Origin of the sequence: Flavobacterium xinjiangense (assembly GCF_900142885.1) — a bacterium.
Taxonomy (GTDB): domain Bacteria; phylum Bacteroidota; class Bacteroidia; order Flavobacteriales; family Flavobacteriaceae; genus Flavobacterium; species Flavobacterium xinjiangense.
This window is the reverse complement of record NZ_FRCL01000001.1, coordinates 372,322-392,126: the sequence shown is the minus strand read 5'-3', so window position 1 is coordinate 392,126 and position 19,805 is coordinate 372,322. Positions and strand designations below refer to the sequence as shown.

Genomic DNA, 19,805 nt, shown 5'->3' with positions numbered 1-19,805 from the left:
ATAATAAATACAAAAAAATGAAAACACAATTTTTAACACTGGCTGTAATTATTTTTCTTTTTGTTTCCTGCAAAAAAGAAAAATCTATTGTTGTAACACCGAGTGACTACTCCGCCTCAATTGACAATGTAACTCAAATTTTGGTTCACGATATTTTTTCACCACCAGTAGCGAGCAGGATTTACACGTATCCTAATATTGCTGCCTTTGAAATAATTGCGCAAAACAGTAAAAGGTATTCCAGTTTGCAAGGTCAATTAAACGGATTAGATTCTATCCCAGCTTTGGACCCAAAAAGTGGTGTAAATAAAAATGTAGCTGCTCTTATCGCGCATATGGAAGTGAGCAAAGCATTAGTGTTTTCTGAAGAATTGGTTGAAAAATTTAGAGATAGTTTATACCAGAAATGGGGAAATGAAAACGAGAAAGAATTTGAAGTTTCAAAAGAATACGGGCTTAAAGTGGCGGAGAGGATTAAAAAATGGATGGGAAAAGATAATTACAAACAAACAAGAACAATGTCTAAATTTTCTGTTTATGCAAATCAACCCGGAAGATGGCAGCCTACTCCACCAGCGTATATGGATGCTGTAGAACCACATTGGGGTGAGATTAGAACATTGGTTTTAGACTCGGCTTCCCAATTCAAACCAATTCCCGCTTTACCCTTTTCGTTAGACAAAAAATCTCCTTTTTTTAAGCAAGTTCAAGAAGTGTATGATATTAGTCAGCAAATGATAAAAAAAGGGGATTCATCTGAAGAAATAAAAATGGCTCAATTTTGGGACTGTAATCCTTATGTTACGGTTAATCAAGGTCACATGATGTTTGCTAAAAAGAAAATAACTCCTGGAGGTCATTGGATGGGAATTGTTAAAATTGCCTGCAAAAAGTCAAATGCTGATTTCGAGAAAACGATATATGCATACACCCAAACTTCAATTGGGCTTTTTGATGCCTTTATCAGTTGTTGGGATGAAAAATTCAGAAGCAATGTTGTAAGACCAGAAACTGTGATCAATCAAAATATAGATGAAAATTGGAGACCATTATTACAAACACCGCCATTTCCTGAATATTGCAGTGGACATTCAGTAGCTTCGGCCTGTTCAGCCGCTATATTGACGTCAGTTTTTGGGGATAATTTTGCCTATCTTGATAATACAGAGTTACCATATGGTTTGCCAAATAGGAGTTTTAAATCGTTTAACGATGCAGCTAAAGAAGCTGCAATGAGTCGATTTTATGGAGGAATACATTATAAAGCAGCGATTGTAAACGGTATAACACAAGGAGAAAACTTAGGTAGTTTTATTGTTGGAAAATTAAAAATGACAAAATAAATGTTAAGCAGAAAAAAAATCGCATTACTACTGGGTCTTCTATTTTCATTGTTTTTAGTTTGGTATTTATTTCTTAAAAAGAGTGATTACTGTATTTCATTTAAAGTTAAAGCTGCTACTGGTACAATTTTTCAAGGTGTTCAGGAATGGTCTTTCGCTCAATCTGTAAGCCAAAAAGAAACCTGCATAACTCTTGAAAAGAAAAATTTCGATTTTATTAAGCAAGAAATGAATAAAGGTAATACTCGTATGGAATATACTTGGGAAATGAAATCTATAAATGATTCAGTCACATCAATCAACGTTTCAATAAAGGATTTTAACAACAGCATTTACAACAGACTTACTGCTCCTTTTTTTAGCACTAGTTTCAAAGTGGAGCAAATAAAGAAAATTTCGAGTTTCAAAGATGCTTTGGAGAATCATATTAAAAATTTTAAAGTTAAAATTGAAGGAGAGGGTTCGTCTGAAGATACCTATGTAGCTTACATTAATTTAAAGAGTGTGATGCAAGAAAAGGCACAGACAATGATTCGTAATGATGAAATTATTACAGGGTATTTGCAACAAAACAAGATTAAAATTATTGGCAGTCCTTACGTAGAAATTGTAAATTGGAATCAAGATACGGAAACACTAAATTTTAATTATTGTTTTCCAATTGAAAAAGACGCTGCAACTGTAGAAAGTGAGGTGGTACATTTCAAAACGATACCAGCACTTAAAGGCTTAAAAGCTACTTATTACGGAAATTTCAGAACATCAGACAGAGCTTGGTTTACATTGCTTGATTATGCAAAGAAAAATGACATTAAATTAGATAATAAACCCCTGGAGCACTTTCTCGCAAATCCTTTTAATGGAGGAAATGAGTTAGAGTGGGAAACAAAAATTATTATTCCATATGCTAAAAAATAAGTAGTTTTTTCTATTGTTATTTTAACATTTCGAAAACGTTTTCGGTTATTCCGAAAACGTTTTTGTTTTATTTCTTTATTCATTTGGGAATTTTAAAATTAAATTTAGAAAAAATTAACATATCAGGGAATGGGAATTAAAATAAAATTAAGTTTTTGGCAGATTATCAATATGAATGTTGGTTTTCTGGGGATTCAATATAGTTTTGGTTTACAGCAAAGTGCAGTAAATCCCATTTATGATTTTCTTGGTGCCAGTCCAGACCAGTTGCCATTACTTAATCTTGCAGGACCATTGACGGGATTATTGATCCAACCAATAATTGGAGCATTAAGTGATAAAACTTGGTCTCCAAAATTTGGAGGAAGAAGAAAACCTTTTTTTCTAATAGGGGCATTAGTTTGCAGCATTGCATTATTCCTATTTCCTTTTAGCAGTTCACTTTGGATGGCAGCGGGATTATTATGGATTTTAGATGCAGGGAATAATACCGCAATGGAACCGTATCGTGCTTTTATTGCAGACAAGTTAGATGTGTCTCAACAACCTGTTGGTTTTCAGGCTCAGAGCTTCTTCACCGGTTTTGGACAAACATTGGCAAACATATCGTTGTTTATATTTCCCATGATCTTTATCGGTACAACTGGAAAATTACCTACTTGGGTATATGCCTCTTTTTTTCTAGGTGCAGTGTGTTCAATAGCGTCCGTTTTGTGGAGTTCGCACACTACAAAGGAAATTCCGCCTACAGAGGAAGAGTTGCAAAAGATACAAGAGGAGCCTTTACATGTTTATACTCCGTTTATTGATATTTTTAGTGCCGTAAAACATATGCCTAAGGTAATGTGGCAACTGGCTTTGGTGTATCTATTTCAATGGTACGCTTTGTTTTGTTATTGGCAAAATTCATCGAAAAGTATTGCTCTCTCTGTTTGGCATACAACACCTCAAAAAGACATGAAATTATATTCCGAAGCGGTAGGATGGACAGGATTGGTTAATGGTTGGTACAATATAGTAACTTTTTTATGCGCTTTTTCACTAGTATATTTTGCAAAAAAATATTCGGCAAAATTTGTTCATTTTACTTGTTTGATGTTGGCAGCAATTGGCTTTTTAATTTTTCCTCATATAGAAAATAAATATTTATTGTTTCCAGCCATAACTGGTTTTGGAATTGGATGGGCCAGTATGATGGGAATTCCTTATTTAATGGTCGTAAACGACATTCCAAAGGAACGTTATGGAGTTTATATGGGAATTATAAATATGATGATTGTAATTCCGATGTTTATTCAAACGATAACTTTTGGTTATATTTTAAAACATTTTTTGAATAATGACCCTAGATTAGCAATAACTTTTGCAGGAGTATTGTTGATAATTGGCGCAGTATGCACCTTATTTATTAAAACTAAGAAAGTAGAATTAAGTGAATGATTTAAATTACAATAAAGCAATTGAATTGCTACAGAGTGCTTCCTCAACCGAAGGTTTTTTAGCTAGTGCTGAAGATGTTTCTAATTATAAAAGAGTATGGGCCAGGGATGGTGTAATCTGCGGATTGGCTGCATTGGCTTCAGGAAATGAGGAATTGATTGAAATTTTCCGAAGAACATTAGAAACATTAGCCAATAATCAACACCATAATGGGACGATTCCTTCAAATGTAATGACCAATGAGGATGTCATTGAAGTGAGTTATGGAGGTTTGGCGGGAAGAGTTGATGCGGTGACTTGGTTTATTATAGGTATTTGTCAATATTCATTTTATACAAATGATTCCACTTTCGTAAAAAAATACGAAGGTAATATTCAAAAGTGTTTGCAGCTTTTGGAAGCTTGGGAGTTTAATAATAAGCATTTGTTGTATGTACCGCTTTCAGGAAACTGGGCTGATGAATATATTACAGATGGTTATGTTTTATCCGATCAATTGCTTCGAATATGGGCACTAAAGAGTTACAATTATTTTGCAAAAGACAACTCGATTAGCAATAAAATTGAAAAAATCACGGAGCAAATCGAAATTAATTTTACGCCAAATTCGGTTGGTGAGAAATACCATGAGCGAGCATACAATGAAGTGAATTTTCAAAGATATATGCCCTGTTCTTTTTCTCCCGCAGGATACAAAATGCAATTTGATGCCTTCGGAAATTCGTTGGCGCTGTTCTTAAATATTGGTTCCAAAGATTTTCAAAATAGCATTTTGGAATATTCAATAGAACTCAAAAATGAAATGCCTTTGCAGTTATTACCCGCTTTTTGGCCTGCAATAAAAGAGAGTGATTTGGACTGGAACTTGCTTAAAAATAATTGTAAATACGAATTTAGGAATCATCCTAATGAGTTTCACAACGGGGGAACTTGGTCGATGGTGAACGGATTTTATGGTTTGGCTTTATTAGCCAAAGAAAAACGATTGGAGGCAAACCAGCTTTTAGATTCGATAAATCTAATGAATGCTGAGGAGGATTTTAGTTTTTATGAGAATTTTAATAGCAAGACTAAAGTGCCAAATGGTGTTCCTTTTTGTGCGTGGAGTGCAGCAGCAGCGGTTATGTTGGGTCAAAGTATAAATACTAACTTTAAATTTTTAGTGTAAAGTGGGAAAAATAATAGATATAATATGTGCTGGCGAAGTACTGATTGATTTTATAGGACATGAAGTAAATACGTCCATCAATAGAACAAAAGATTACCATCGTTTCCTTGGCGGATCGCCAACTAATGTAGCTGTGAATGCTTCTCGATTAGGTTTGAAATCGGCATTAATTGCTACTTGTGGTCAGGATGGTTTAGGAGAATATATTGTTCGTAAATTAAAAGAGAATAATGTTATTACCGCTCAGGTTAAAAAATTAGAGGGGGTTCCCACCTCCATTATTCTTGTTTCAAAATCTTCCGGCACACCAGATTTTATTCCGTATCGAGAGGCAGATTATCAAATTGAACAAAGTCAAATTCCAAATGAAATATTGGAAAGTGCCAAAGTCTTTCATACCACATGTTTTGCATTAAGCAAAAATCCGGCTCGAACAACTATTTTAGAAAGCGCTAAAAGAGCAAAGAAATTAGGATTGCTAACGAGCATCGACATTAATTTTTCGGAAAGAATATGGCCTGATCGAGAAGATGCAAAAGTTGTTTTAAAAGAATATTTATCTACCAATCCTCTGGTGAAACTAAGTGAGGACGATTGTTACAGACTCTTCGCCGAATCTAAAACGGAAGACTTCATTTTTGAGTATTTTCACGGATTAGGCGCTTCAACTATTTGTTTGACAAAAGGAAAAGATGGAGTTGTATTGTCAAATACTGATTTTGGTATGTTTCATCAAAAGGCTTTGCCAATAGAAGATATAAAAGACACTACCGGTGCTGGGGATGCTTTTTGGACTGGTTTTTTATATGCACAATTAGAAAATAAAAATCTGGAAGAATCCATTACAATAGCTCAAAAATTAGCGGTGCTAAAACTTCAAAACGTGGGAAGGTTGCCGGAAGGAATAAATTTTAAAGACTATTTGAATATCGAATCATAATTTTTGTTAAACCAAAACCAAATATATATTAAATGAGAAAAAGTACTATAAAAATTGCAATGTATTTGAATTATTTTGTGTTTGCTATACTGCTAAATAGTGTTGGGATAGTAATATTAAAAGCACAAAAAAATTATGGCGTAGATGAATTACAGGCGAGTATTCTAGAGGCTTTTAAGGATTTGCCTATAGCAATAGTTTCTTTTTTAATTGCTTCTTTTTTGCCAAGAATCGGATATAAAAGAGCTATGCTTATTGGATTGGCATTAGTTTCTGTAGCCTGTGTGAGTATGTATTTTGGAAATTCGTTCGGCACCGCAAAATTGCTTTTTGCTACGGTGGGTGTTTCTTTTGCATTAATAAAAGTGTCAGTTTATTCTCTTATTGGAACCGTTACGGATAATCAGCAGGAACATAATAGTTTGATGAGTAGTATTGAAGGCGTTTTTATGATAGGGATTGCCGTAGCTTATTTTTTATTTCCCGCTTTTAATTCTGAAGCAGATCCGGATGCCTGGTTGAATGTATATTGGTTATTAGCAGCAATTTCATTAGTGTCTTTTGGATTTTTATTTTTTGCTAAATTTGAAAATAAAACTGAAATACCAGGAGTTGACTTAGCTGATGATTTCAAACAAATGTTTAAATTATTTGCAAAACTATTAACAATTGTTTTTGTAATAAGTGCTTTCTTGTTTGTGATGATTGAACAAGGAATAATGTCCTGGTTGCCTACTTTTAATAGTAAAGTATTACATCTTCCAGAGAATATCAGTATTATGATGGCGAGTATTTTGGCAATTTCATTAGCAGTTGGAAGACTCTTGGCGGGTGTAATAACTAAAAAAGTAAATTGGATTTGGGTACTTAGTTCATGTATTGTAATAGCGATGCTAATTGTAGTTTTTGTACTGCCAAAAACAGTTGGTTTAGATGTGAAAGAAATTAATTCGCTAAGCGATATTCCGTTAATTGGTTTCGCATTCCCATTGGTAGGACTTTTTATCGCCCCAATTTATCCTCTGTTAAATTCGGTAGTTTTAAGTGCGCTGCCTAAAAAAATGCACAGCTCGATGACGGGATTAATTGTCGTTTTCTCGGCACTTGGCGGTACTCTCGGCTCTAGAATTATTGGATATTTATTCAAAAATGAAGGTCCTGAAAAGGCATTCTATTACACTTTAATCCCAATGTCATTATTGCTCGTTTCTTTCTTTATATTAAAAAAACTTACTTCAAAAAAAATGAAATTATTACTTAACATAGACAAGGTATTCCAAGCACTGTTGCTTCAGGAAGATACAGATAATGATAAAAAAATCACTAAAGACGATGAGGGTCCTAAAAAATTTGTTTTGCAGGACGAAAAAACAAAGCAGCAGCAAGTAATAGAAGGAACGTATCATTTATCGAACTTACTTCAGGAATTAGCAATGCTGAAAGAAAGTAATATTCAATTCGGGGAGGTAGATTTAAATCGAATTCAAGAAAATCCTGTAGAACGTATTTCGAGAAAAATCAAAGAAGATTATTGGGACGAACTTTCGCGTACAATAGATAAAATGGGGCTAACCCAAATCATGGAAGACGAAAAGACGTCCAATAAAGTGCCTACGCTCTATGTTTCTGCAAAAGATAAACAAGGGGTAGTTTATTTTAAAGAATTAGAAAAGGAGCTTAGAAATTTTAAACTCGAAATTTTACCTGAAAATTATTCGGTTGAGTATGTTGATACTTTAAATACTAAACCAGGAATTCTTGCCTTAGCACTAGAACAAAAGTTATATAGTTTACAAGGTGTTCCTTTTGTGGTGCCTGGAGGAAGGTTTAATGAAATGTATGGTTGGGACAGTTATTTTATTGGAGTTGGGTTGTTAGTTGACAATCAATTGGAAAAAGCAATGGCTATAGCCGAAAACTTCAAGTATCAGATTATACATTATGGAAAAATCCTGAATGCGAATAGAAGTTATTACTTAACAAGAACACAACCTCCTTTGTATTCATCGCTAATAATTGATATTATTAAATATAAAGCCCCAAGTTTAGAGTGGCTGCGAAGTCATCTTGAAACCGTAATTCTGGAATATAACACGGTTTGGATGGTACAAGGAAATCGATTGACAGAAACTGGGTTAAATAGATATAAAGCTGAAGGGGTGGGCATGCCTTTTGAGGTTGAACCAGGACATTTTGACGATGTTTTAGAACCTTACGCAAAAAAATATAAGTTACCAATTCGAGAATTCGAGAAAAAATATCTGGAAAGAACATTGGTTGATGCGGAGCTCGATCTCTATTTTGTGCATGATCGAAGCATGAGAGAAAGTGGTCATGATACAACGAACAGGTTGATAAATACTTGTGCTAATTTGAACTCAGTTGATGTAAATTGCTTCCTTTATAAATATGAAAAAGATATTGCTTATCTGATAAAAGAGTATTTTCATAATACTTTTCAAATGGAAGAGGTGATCTATACTTCAGAAGAATGGGAACAAAAGGCTCTTTCAAGAAAAGATACAATCAATGAATTATGCTGGAATGAAGAATCAAGTATGTATTTTGATTATGATTTTGTGAATAATAAACAATTTCCATTTGAAGCAGCCACAACTTTTTTCCCTTTGTGGGCTAAATTATGCGATGAACATCAAGCTAAAAAATTGATAGAAATCGCATTACCTCAATTTATAAAGTCGGGCGGAATTACAGGAAGTACCGAGGCAAGTATCGCTAATTTTCCAAAAGACGGACCACAGCGACAATGGGATTATCCATTTGGTTGGGCACCACATCAAATGTTATTATGGGAAGGATTAATTAACTATAACTATCTGGATAAAGCACAAGAGATGGTTTATCGCTGGCTGTGGCTAATCACAAAAAATGCCGTCGAGTATAACGGAACTATTCCTGAGAAGTTTGATTTAGAAATTAGTTCTCATAAAGTTTTTGCGGAGTATGGCAATGTAGGAACTGAATTTGATTATATCGCAAAAGAAGGATTTGGGTGGGTAAATGCTTCCTATCAATATGGTTTACGAATATTGGATGATAATTTGAAACAGGAACTAAACAAATTGACTGCTCCGGACGAACTGTTTTAAAAATAAAAATAATTTTTTTTGTCATTTGTATGTTATTTTTTCTAACTTTATAATTCAATAAATTTATTCAAGATGACTGTAAATCAAATATTAAGCACAAAAGGAAAAGAAGTATATTCAATAGTCTCTACTATTACTGTATATGAGGCTTTAAAAGTGATGGGAGAAAAGAATATTGGAGCAGTATTGATAATTGAAGATAATGTATTAAAAGGCGTTTTATCTGAAAGAGATTATGCTAGAAAAATTGTTCTTAAAGACAAATCTTCAAAGAAAACTCATGTGAATGAAATAATGGAAAAGGAAGTTTTTACTGTAAAACCATCTGACAATCTAGACTACTGTATGGAATTGATGAGTACCAAAAGAATCCGGCATTTACCGGTTATCGAAAATGATCAAACTATAGGGATTATTTCGATGGGAGACGTTGTAAAAGCGATTATCGAAGTTCAAAAAAATACAATAGAACATTTAGATTCTTATATCAGCGGAAGCAAGATGTAAAAAGAATAAATTATAAATTAAAATAGCTGCAAATTTTTGCAGCTATTTTAATTTATACATAATGACTTAGGCTCTTTTTTGTAAAAGAATAAGATAATAGCTTACTTTTTGGGCCAAGTGGTATATCTTTGTAAACTAGGATAAAATCTAAAAAATGGACAAAAATAGCAAAAGAAGAGAGGCATTATTATACCACGCAAAGCCTACTCCAGGTAAAATTCAAGTAGTTCCAACTAAGAAATATGCAACCCAAAGAGATTTGTCTTTGGCCTATTCGCCAGGTGTAGCAGAACCTTGTTTGGAAATTGCAAAAGATATAAATAATGTATATAAATATACAGCAAAAGGAAATCTTGTTGCCGTAATTACAAACGGAACTGCAGTTTTAGGACTTGGAGATATTGGTCCGGAAGCATCAAAACCAGTTATGGAAGGTAAAGGTTTATTGTTTAAAATTTTTGCAGATATAGATGTGTTTGATATTGAAATAGGGACTAAAGATATTGAAGAATTTATTCAAACTGTCAAAAATATTGCACCAACTTTTGGTGGGATAAATCTGGAAGATATCAAAGCTCCTGAATCTTTTGAAATAGAAAGAAGACTGGTTGAAGAATTAAATATTCCGGTGATGCATGATGATCAGCATGGTACAGCAATTATATCATCTGCAGCTTTGTTGAATGCATTGGAGTTAGCAAATAAAAAATCAGAAGACGTAAAATTAGTAGTTTCTGGAGCAGGCTCAGCAGCTCTTGCTTGTGCTGATTTATATGTTTTACTTGGAGTGAAGATAGAAAACATATTGATGTTTAATAGTAAAGGAGTCTTAACAAAAGACAATAAATCTCTTTCTGATTTACAGCAAAAATATGCAAAGGATGTTGAGCCAATGAGTCTGGAAGAGGCATTAGTTGGAGCTGATGTTTTCTTAGGATTATCAACAGGAGATATTATGACGGCTCAAATGTTATTGGGGATGGCAGAAAATCCGATCGTTTTTGCGATGGCAAATCCAGATCCTGAAATAGATTATAACCTAGCAATTGCAACTCGTAAAGATGTTATTATGGCAACTGGTCGTTCTGACCATCCTAATCAAGTAAATAATGTTCTTGGATTTCCATATATCTTTAGAGGTGCACTAGATGTTAGAGCTACCAAAATAAATGAGGCTATGAAAATGGCAGCGGTAAGAGCATTGGCATTATTGGCTAAAGAATCCGTTCCGGAGCAAGTAAATGTTGCTTATGGAGCAACTAAGTTAATTTTTGGAAGAGATTATATTATTCCAAAACCATTTGATCCGAGATTGATTACAATTGTTGCCCCAGCTGTCGCTAAAGCAGCTATGGACTCAGGAGTAGCTTTGAATCCAATATTAGACTGGAAAAAGTATGAAGAAGAGCTTTTAGATCGATTGGGGAATGACAACAAAATGGTTCGATTGATTACCAATAGAGCCAAAACAGATCCTAAAAAAATCGTTTTTGCAGAAGCAGACCATTTAGATGTTCTTAAAGCGGCTCAAATTGTATTAGAAGAAGGAATCGGTTTTCCAATTTTGCTTGGAAATAAAGAAATTATTTTGGAATTAAAAGAAGAGCTAGGTTTTGATGCTGATGTTCAGATTATTGATCCAAAAGAAAAAGTGGAGGAATTTAGAAGAAATAAGTTTGCAAACACCTATTGGTCTTCCAGACAAAGACGCGGGATCTCATTATTGGATGCTCAAAAATTAATGCGCGAAAGAAATTATTTTGCTGCCATGATGGTCAATGAGGGAGAAGCGGACGCATTAGTTACAGGACATTCCAGAAGTTATCCTTCTGTGGTAAAACCAATGTTGCAACTTATCGATAAAGCGCATGGAGCGTCACTAGTTGCTACCACAAATATGATGATGACGGCTCGTGGGCCAATGTTCTTATCGGATACGGCTATAAACATTAATCCTTCCGCAGACGATTTAGCGAAAATTGCCATAATGACTGCAAAAACCGCCAGGATGTTTGGTGTAGAGCCGGTTATAGCGATGATTTCTTATTCTAATTTTGGATCTTCAACTAATGAAAGTGCTTCAAAAGTGAGAGAGGCAGTGGCTTATCTGCATAAAAATCATCCAGAGATGGTTATAGATGGCGAACTTCAAGCTGATTTTGCTTTAAATCCAGAAATGTTAAAAGCAAAGTTTCCGTTTTCTAAACTAGCAGGTAAAAAAGTAAATACTTTAATTTTTCCAAATCTTGAATCGGCTAATATTACGTATAAACTATTGAAAGAATTAAATAAAGTGGACTCGATAGGACCTATTATGTTAGGAATGGGTAAACCTGTTCATATATTTCAATTAGGTGCAAGCGTAGAAGAAATGGTAAATATGGCAGCTATTGCTGTAATTGACGCACAAGAAAAGCAAAAGAAAAAACAGCTATAATAAGTTATTTTTTGGCAATAAAAATAGTTATAAAGATAAATTTAGTAAGATAATTTGCTAATTTTGTTATATTTGGCGACATATAATAATAACAATGATAGCACATTTACAAGGAAAATTAGTAGAGAAGTCACCAACCCAGGTAGTTATTGATTGCGGAGGTGTTGGGTACCATGTAAATATTTCTTTGCATACCTACTCGTTGCTTCCTAATACTGACTTTATAAAATTGTATACGCATCTTCAAATAAAAGAAGATGCGCATACTTTATTTGGTTTTGTAGAAAAATCAGAAAGGGAGATTTTTAAATTATTATTGTCAGTTTCTGGTATTGGAGCTAGCATAGCCAGAACGATGTTGTCTTCCTTAGACCCCAAACAAATTACGAATGCAATTGCATCAGGTGATGTAGTCACTATTCAATCGATAAAAGGAATTGGTAGTAAAACGGCCCAAAGAGTGATACTTGATTTGAAAGAAAAAGTATTGAAATTGTATGATTTAGACGAAGTTTCTTTATCACATAACAATACAAATCGAGATGAAGCGTTATCTGCTTTGGAGGTATTAGGTTTTGTTCGAAAAACTTCAGAACGAATCGTAGAAAAAATTGTAAAAGAGGATCCAGAGGCTTCTGTTGAATCGATTATTAAAAAAGCTTTAAAAAACTTATAAAAGAGACTCAAAAAACGGATTATATGCATAAAATTTCTATTTTTTTGCTAGTCATATTTTGTGGTTTTGTAACGCAAGCCCAGATAACACCAGCTGCTCAGGATACAGTCAAAACTGGTTTTTCTACAGGGAAAGTCCAACTTAAAGACCCTCAAAGTATTCTTTCTGCATACACTTATGATCCTGTCACGGATAGGTATATTTATACCAATTCTATTGATGGGTTTTCTATTGATTATCCTATTATTTTAACTCCAAAAGAATATGAAAACTTGGTTTTGAAAGAATCCATGCGGGATTATTTCAAGAAAAAAGTGGATGCGATAGATGGGAAAAAAGAGGGGAGTGAAGCAGCTAAAAAAGATTTACTGCCAAGATATTACGTAAAATCTGGTCTTTTTGAATCCATTTTCGGAAGCAATACCATTGATGTTAAGCCAACTGGATCTGTAGAAATGGATTTAGGGATGCGGTACACAAAACAGGATAATCCTTCCTTTTCACCGAGGAACAGATCAAATCTTTCTTTTGATTTCAATCAAAGGATAAGTATGAGTTTGATGGGGAAAGTAGGGACGAGACTTAATGTAAATGCTAACTATGACACGCAGTCTACTTTTGCCTTTCAAAATTTAATAAAGTTAGAATACGCCCCTTCTGAAGATGATATTATTCAAAAAATTGAGGTTGGAAACGTAAGTATGCCACTAAACAGTTCCTTGATCAGAGGTGCTCAAAGTTTATTTGGTGTGAAAACACAGTTACAATTTGGTAAAACCACTGTTACTGGTGTGTTTTCGGAACAGAAATCACAGACCAAAAGCATAGTTGCTCATGGAGGTGGAACAATTCAGGATTTTGATATTTACGCATTGGATTATGATAATGACAGGCATTTTTTCTTGTCACAATATTTCAGAAATAAGTATGATGCTTCCTTAAAAAACTATCCTTTTATTGATAGTAGAGTTCAAATTTCAAGATTGGAAATCTGGGTTACCAATAAACAAAACCGAGTAACTACAACCAATAATAATCTACGAAATATTATTGCGCTTCAGGATTTAGGGGAAGGGCAATTAACGGGTTTAGCGGATAATGAGGTGGTCGTGTTAGACCCTTCTGCCGGAATTTTTAATAGTCCAATCGATTCTCCTTCTGACAACTCGAATAATGATTATGATCCTGCGCAAATTGCAGCCGGAAGTGGTTTGTTAAATAATAACATTCGCGAAATAGTAACTTCAAGTTCTGGTTTTAATGCTACTGTAAGCGAAGGACAGGATTATTCTAAGCTTGAAAATGCCAGAAAGCTGAATCCTAATGAATATACATTTAATGCTCAATTAGGATATATTTCGTTGCAACAAAGATTAGCGAACGATGAGGTTTTAGCGGTAGCTTATCAATATACGATTGGGGACAAAGTTTATCAAGTTGGGGAGTTTGGAAGTGATGGAGTAGATGCTACCGTTGTAACGGGAGTTAATCAATCAAATCAGGCAATTATTACGCAAAGTCTGATATTGAAAATGCTTAAAAGTAATTTGACCAATGTCAAAAATCCGGTTTGGAACCTTATGATGAAAAACATTTATCAAATTCCTGGGGCCTATCAAGTAAAACAAGAAGATTTCAGATTTAATATTCTTTACACCGATCCATCTGCTTTAAATTATATTACGGAGGTGTCTGGAAGTCCTTTTCCAGCAAATCCGTTGCCAGAAAATAAAGTAGCTGAAACTCCTTTACTTAAAGTGTTTAATTTAGATAAATTGAATTACAATAATGATCCACAAACAGGAGGAGATGGTTTTTTTGATTTTATGCAAGGCTTAACGATCGATGCTCAAAACGGGAGGATAATATTCACGACCAAAGAACCATTTGGAGAATTATTATTTTCTAAATTATCGAATACTGGTTCAGCAGAAAATTATAACAACGAAAGTAGTTATAACCCAAATCAAAAGAAATATGTGTTCAAAAGTATGTATCGAAATACGCAATCTGGGGCTTTACAAGACAGTGATAAAAACAAATTTTTATTAAGAGGTAAGTATAAATCTACTGGTGGTGACGGAATTCCGATTGGGGCTTTTAATGTTCCAAGAGGATCAGTTGTTGTGACGGCAGGAGGAAGAATTTTAGTGGAGGGGATAGATTATAGTGTCAATTATCAATTGGGACGAGTTCAGATTCTAGATCCATCTCTTCAAGCATCGAATACGCCAATAAATGTTTCTTTGGAGAATAATTCAATTTTTGGTCAACAAACCAGAAGGTTTATGGGCGTTAATGTCGAGCATAAAATTTCGGATAATTTTTTAGTGGGTGCTACTTTTTTAAAAATGTCCGAAAAACCATTTACACAAAAATCAAGCTTCGGCCAGGAATCAGTGAATAACACGATTTTTGGATTCAATTCTAATTTTTCCACAGAGGTTCCTTTTTTAACCCGATTAGTAAATAAGTTACCAAATATTGATACAGATGTTCCTTCGAATCTTTCCATAAGAGGCGAAATTGCATTTTTGAAACCAGATTCACCAAAAGCGGATCGTTTTCAAGGAGAATCTACTATATATGTGGACGATTTTGAAGGTTCTCAGTCAACAATTGATATGCGATCCCCGTATGCATGGAGTTTGTCATCTACACCGGAAAGAAATGCCAGAAGTACATATGATTTTAATGCCAATTCTAATGATTTAAGCTATGGTTTTAAAAGAGCAAAATTAGCATGGTATTCAATTGACCCTGTATTTTATACTCAAAAACCAGCTGGAATTTCAAATGAAGATTTGTCTTTTAATACTACCCGAAGAATTTATAGCGAGGAGTTATATCCTTTGACGGATATTGCACAAGGTCAATCTCAAGTTGTCAATACATTGGATTTAAGTTATTTTCCTTCTGAAAGAGGGCCTTATAATAATAGTTCGAATTATAATACAAACCCAACATCAAATTATGGGGGGATAATGAGATCATTGAATTCAACTAATTTCGAACAAGGAAATGTGGAATATATTCAATTTTGGGTTTTAGATCCATATGTTGGCAACGGTCAAATTCCACAAACTAATACCGGTAAAATTTATTTCAATTTAGGGGAGGTTTCTGAGGATGTCCTTAAAGACGGACGAAAACAATATGAAAATGGTCTTGGTCCAGATCAAATATTGGCAAATCCACCATCAGTATGGGGAGATGTGCCTGCTTCGCAATCTTTAATTTATGCTTTTGATACCAATGCTGATAATAGAAAAAATCAGGATGTTGGTCTAGATGGTTTGGCGAACGTCAAGGAAGCTTCTGTTTATAATAATTTTGCATCAGAGCCGGATCCTGCAGCGGATGATTATACGTATTACTTGAATGCTTCTGGAAATGTTTCAGACAGATATAAAAATTATAATGGAGTAGATGGCAACTCCGCCGTTGATATTAATGACCCTAACAGAGGAGCTTCCACGGTTCCAGATGTGGAGGATATTAACAGGGACAATACCATGAATACTATCAATGCGTATTATGAATATAGTATTGATGTCAAGCCAAATATGAGTATAGGACAAAATTACATTACTGATATTAGAAATACGCAGGTGACTTTGGCAAACGGTTCTGTAACAGATGCAAGATGGATTCAGTTTAAAGTACCAGTTTCACAACCTGAAAATACGATTGGAAATATTTCCGATTTTAGATCGATACGTTTCATGAGAATGTTTATGACTGGTTTTAATGATAAGGTGACAGTTCGTTTTGGAGCCTTAGATTTAGTAAGGGGTGAATGGAGACGATATACAAATACACTTGATTTTAATGACACCAATGTACTTGATGACAAAACTGACTTAGATGTATTAGCGGTTAATGTTCAAGAAAACAATGAGAGATGTCCAGTAAATTATATAACTCCGCCGGGGGTTGTAAGAGAGCAACTGTACAACAACAACACGGTTATTAATCAAAACGAGCAATCTTTAGCGTTAAGAGTTTCTGGAGATGGATTGGAACCAAACGATTCAAGAGCTGTCTTTAAAAATGTAAGTATCGACATGCGTCAGTTCAAAAAATTAAAAATGTTTTTGCATGCAGAGTCTTTGCCAAATGAAATTGCACTTCAGGATGATCAAATGGTAGGTTTTATACGTTTTGGAAATGACTTTACGCAAAATTTCTACCAGATAGAAATTCCCTTAAAAATAACGAAGCCTTCTTCTTCGTCAACTTCTGATTGCTCTGCTTTAAGTGCCGAAGCGGTTTGGCCAGAGGATAATGAAATTGATTTGTCTTTAGCTTTATTAACCAAATTGAAGATTTTGGCTATGAGTGTAAATCCAAATGATTTGCCATTGGACGGAATTTATTATAAATATGAAGATGATGATAAACTGGATCCATCATTATCCAATAAACCTAATAAATTGAGATTAGGGATAAAAGGGAACCCTAATTTTGGTCAAGTTAGAACTTTAATGGTTGGTGTTAAGAGTAATGAAACGCATCAGGATATTAAAGGGGAGGTTTGGTTCAATGAATTGCGTATCGCCGATATGGATAATCAAGGCGGTATGGCTGCGGTGCTGAATGTAGATTCAAATCTTGCGGATTTTGCCACAGTTTCTGCCACAGGTAAAATGAGTACAATTGGTTTTGGAGCGTTAGAACAAGGGCCAAATGAAAGAAGCCGTGAGGATACGCAGCAATACAATATAGTAACGAATTTGAATCTTGGTAAACTATTACCTCCAAAATGGGGGGTGAATTTACCTTTTAATTATGCTGTTGGCGAAGAAATGATTACACCGGAATATGATCCTTTCAATCAAGATATTAAGCTAAAACAACTATTGGACAATACCGATAATCAAGCTGAAAGAGATAATATTAAAAGCAGAGCAACGGATTATACAAAACGAACAAGTATCAACTTTATAGGAGTTCGAAAAGAAAGAAGCCCGGAGCAAAAACAACATGTTTATGATGTAGAAAATTTCACCTTTTCGCAATCTATTAATGAAGTGGAACGACATGATTTTGAAATTGAAGATTATATCGATCAGCATGTAAGTTCATCGGTTGATTATGGCTTTACTTTTCAACCTAAACCAGTGGAGCCTTTTAAGAAAACCGCTTTCATGAAAAAAAGCAGTTATTGGAAATTGTTAAGTGATTTTAATTTTAATTATTTGCCTTCCAATATTTCATTTAATTCTAATATTAACAGGCAATACAACCGTCAGCAATTTAGACAAGTTGATGTGGAAGGAATAGGACTTGATCCTTTGTATCGAAGAAATTTTGCGTTCAATTATCAATATGGGTTTAATTTTAATTTGACAAAATCTTTAAAATTAAATTATACAGCTTCATCCAGTAATATTGTCAAAAATTATTTGAACGAGAACAATGAACCCATTGATTCTTTTACGATTTGGGATAGTTATTGGGATATTGGAGATCCTAATCAACATATGCAACAATTAGTGTTGAACTATGAACTGCCAATTAATAAAATTCCGCTGTTTAGTTTTGTAAAAGCTAATTATTCCTATAAGGGAGATTACAGCTGGCAACGATCTTCTAATGCACTGTCTCAAATAGAAATTGACGGGAATAATTATAATTTGGGGAATACGATTCAAAACGCAAGTTCAAATAATTTGAATGCTGCGTTCAACATGGATTTATTATATAAGTATTTAGGAGTGTCAAAAAACACAAATAAGTCAGTTCCTAAACCTAAAGCCGCTATTCCAAAACCAGGAGAAAAAGTGGTGAATACAAACAATCAACAACCTGCGAAAAACAATGAATTTGTAGACGGTTTGATTGGGGTTTTGACCAGTGTTAAAAATGTTCAAATGAATTACACGGAGAATAGTGGTACAGTATTACCGGGATATACTCCAGGGATTGGGTTTTTAGGGTCATCAAGACCTTCATTGGGTTTTATTTTTGGTAGCCAAGATGACGTGCGATATGAAGCGGCCCGAAATGGATGGTTGACCAATTATCAAGAATTCAATCAGAATTTTACCCAAGTAAAAAATAGAATATTTAAGGCAACAGCAAATGTTGATTTATTTCCGGACTTAAAAATTGATTTGTCTTTGGATAGAGCTTATTCTAGAAATTCCTCGGAACAATATAGAGTTGATATTCAAGATGGGTACATACCTCAATCGCCTTATAGTTACGGTCTTTTTTCTATATCGACTGTTCTAATAAAAACAGCATTTTCGACGAGTGATGAGAATGGATCTGCAGCTTTTGATGATTTTAGAATTAATAGACTCACTGTTGCGAATCGATTGGCTTCACAACGTGGGATAGACGTAAATAACCCGGCTAATCTCGATGCTGAAGGTTATCCATTAGGATATGGTAAAAATAATCAAGCGGTATTATTACCTGCTTTTTTAGCCTCTTATTCCGGTTCTAATGCTTCGGATGTTTCTCTTGGAATTTTCAGAAGTTTTCCAATACCAAACTGGGCTGTGAAATATAATGGATTGATGCGTTATAGTTTTTTCAAAGAAAATTTCAAGCGTTTTTCTATGCAGCATGGTTACCGAGCTTCTTATACAATTAATGCATTTAGGTCTAATTTTGAATATGATAAAAACCCGGATGGAGTGGATGCAAGCGGAAATTTTTTCAATAAGACAATTATGTCTAATATCAATTTAGTGGAGCAATTCAGTCCGCTTATTAGAATGGATTTTGAATTAAAAAATTCATTAAAAATACTTACTGAAATAAAGAAAGACAGAGCGTTATCCATGAGTTTTGATAATAATTTATTGACCGAGGTTAAAGGAATAGAATACGTTGTTGGACTAGGGTATCGATTTAAGGATGTAATTTTTTCTTCCAGGTTGGCTGATAATCCTACGGGGATAATAAAAAGTGATATTAACATAAAAGGGGATTTATCATACCGTAATAATCAAACAATTGTTCGTTATTTGGATTATGATAATAATCAATTAGCCGGAGGGCAAAATATTTGGTCAGTAAAATTTACTGCTGATTATGCTTTCAGTAAAAACTTGACTGCAATTTTCTACTATGATCATTCCTTTTCGAAAGCCGTAATATCAACTTCATTTCCATTAACCAACATTCGATCTGGATTTACGATGCGATATAATTTTGGCAATTAATTTTCTTAAAATCTAAAGGTGATTTGAATTGAGATTGTTACATTTGTCGCATAAAATTTCAATTAGTAAATAGTAATTATCAATA

At 34.1% G+C, this 19,805-nt stretch carries 10 protein-coding genes; all 10 read left to right on the top strand.

Annotated elements, in window-relative coordinates:
- Positions 1–17 precede the first annotated feature (17 nt).
- The 10 genes from BUC23_RS01720 to sov all read left to right on the top strand — a co-directional run bounded on the left by BUC23_RS01720 (position 18) and on the right by sov (position 19,720).
- The gene (locus BUC23_RS01720) at positions 18–1,343 is read left to right on the top strand and encodes a vanadium-dependent haloperoxidase (protein WP_073204397.1); all 1,326 of its coding nucleotides are present in this window, start codon (positions 18–20) and stop codon (positions 1,341–1,343) included.
- The gene (locus BUC23_RS01715; RefSeq protein WP_073204394.1) at positions 1,344–2,261 is read left to right on the top strand and encodes a GyrI-like domain-containing protein; all 918 of its coding nucleotides are present in this window, start codon (positions 1,344–1,346) and stop codon (positions 2,259–2,261) included.
- A gap of 129 nt (positions 2,262–2,390) precedes the next feature.
- Positions 2,391–3,701, top strand: a complete 1,311-nt coding sequence (locus BUC23_RS01710; RefSeq protein ID WP_073204391.1) for an MFS transporter — start codon at positions 2,391–2,393, stop codon at positions 3,699–3,701.
- Positions 3,694–4,869 carry a glycoside hydrolase 100 family protein gene (locus tag BUC23_RS01705; RefSeq protein WP_073204388.1) on the top strand — a complete coding sequence of 392 codons (1,176 nt, stop codon included), beginning with the start codon at positions 3,694–3,696 and terminating at the stop codon, positions 4,867–4,869. Before BUC23_RS01710 ends, BUC23_RS01705 begins: the two co-directional genes overlap by 8 nt.
- A 1-nt stretch (position 4,870) precedes the next feature.
- Positions 4,871–5,809 carry a carbohydrate kinase family protein gene (locus tag BUC23_RS01700; RefSeq protein WP_073204385.1) on the top strand — a complete coding sequence of 313 codons (939 nt, stop codon included), beginning with the start codon at positions 4,871–4,873 and terminating at the stop codon, positions 5,807–5,809.
- Positions 5,810–5,841: 32 nt separating this feature from the next.
- Positions 5,842–8,919 carry an MFS transporter gene (locus tag BUC23_RS17805; protein ID WP_084538283.1) on the top strand — a complete coding sequence of 1,026 codons (3,078 nt, stop codon included), beginning with the start codon at positions 5,842–5,844 and terminating at the stop codon, positions 8,917–8,919.
- 72 nt (positions 8,920–8,991) lie between these two features.
- Positions 8,992–9,426 (top strand): CBS domain-containing protein, encoded by a 435-nt coding sequence (locus tag BUC23_RS01685; protein WP_073204382.1) that lies wholly within the window; start codon positions 8,992–8,994, stop codon positions 9,424–9,426.
- 154 nt (positions 9,427–9,580) lie between these two features.
- Positions 9,581–11,863 carry an NADP-dependent malic enzyme gene (locus BUC23_RS01680; protein WP_073204377.1) on the top strand — a complete coding sequence of 761 codons (2,283 nt, stop codon included), beginning with the start codon at positions 9,581–9,583 and terminating at the stop codon, positions 11,861–11,863.
- 94 nt (positions 11,864–11,957) lie between these two features.
- Positions 11,958–12,539: a Holliday junction branch migration protein RuvA gene (ruvA, locus tag BUC23_RS01675; protein WP_073204374.1), complete on the top strand. Its 582-nt coding sequence runs from the start codon at positions 11,958–11,960 to the stop codon at positions 12,537–12,539.
- Positions 12,540–12,562: 23 nt separating this feature from the next.
- Positions 12,563–19,720 carry a T9SS outer membrane translocon Sov/SprA gene (gene sov / locus BUC23_RS01670; RefSeq protein WP_073204369.1) on the top strand — a complete coding sequence of 2,386 codons (7,158 nt, stop codon included), beginning with the start codon at positions 12,563–12,565 and terminating at the stop codon, positions 19,718–19,720.
- The last annotated feature ends 85 nt before the right edge of the window (positions 19,721–19,805 follow it).

Excerpts from the sequence above, each read along its gene's own strand:
- BUC23_RS01710 (WP_073204391.1), top strand. The coding sequence starts at position 2,391 with ATGGGAATTAAAATAAAATTAAGTTTTTGGCAGATTATCAATATGAAT.
- BUC23_RS01715 (WP_073204394.1), top strand. The coding sequence starts at position 1,344 with ATGTTAAGCAGAAAAAAAATCGCATTACTACTGGGTCTTCTATTTTCA.
- ruvA (WP_073204374.1), top strand. The coding sequence starts at position 11,958 with ATGATAGCACATTTACAAGGAAAATTAGTAGAGAAGTCACCAACCCAG.
- BUC23_RS01720 (WP_073204397.1), top strand. The coding sequence starts at position 18 with ATGAAAACACAATTTTTAACACTGGCTGTAATTATTTTTCTTTTTGTT.
- BUC23_RS17805 (WP_084538283.1), top strand. The coding sequence starts at position 5,842 with ATGAGAAAAAGTACTATAAAAATTGCAATGTATTTGAATTATTTTGTG.
- BUC23_RS01685 (WP_073204382.1), top strand. The coding sequence starts at position 8,992 with ATGACTGTAAATCAAATATTAAGCACAAAAGGAAAAGAAGTATATTCA.
- BUC23_RS01680 (WP_073204377.1), top strand. The coding sequence starts at position 9,581 with ATGGACAAAAATAGCAAAAGAAGAGAGGCATTATTATACCACGCAAAG.
- sov (WP_073204369.1), top strand. The coding sequence starts at position 12,563 with ATGCATAAAATTTCTATTTTTTTGCTAGTCATATTTTGTGGTTTTGTA.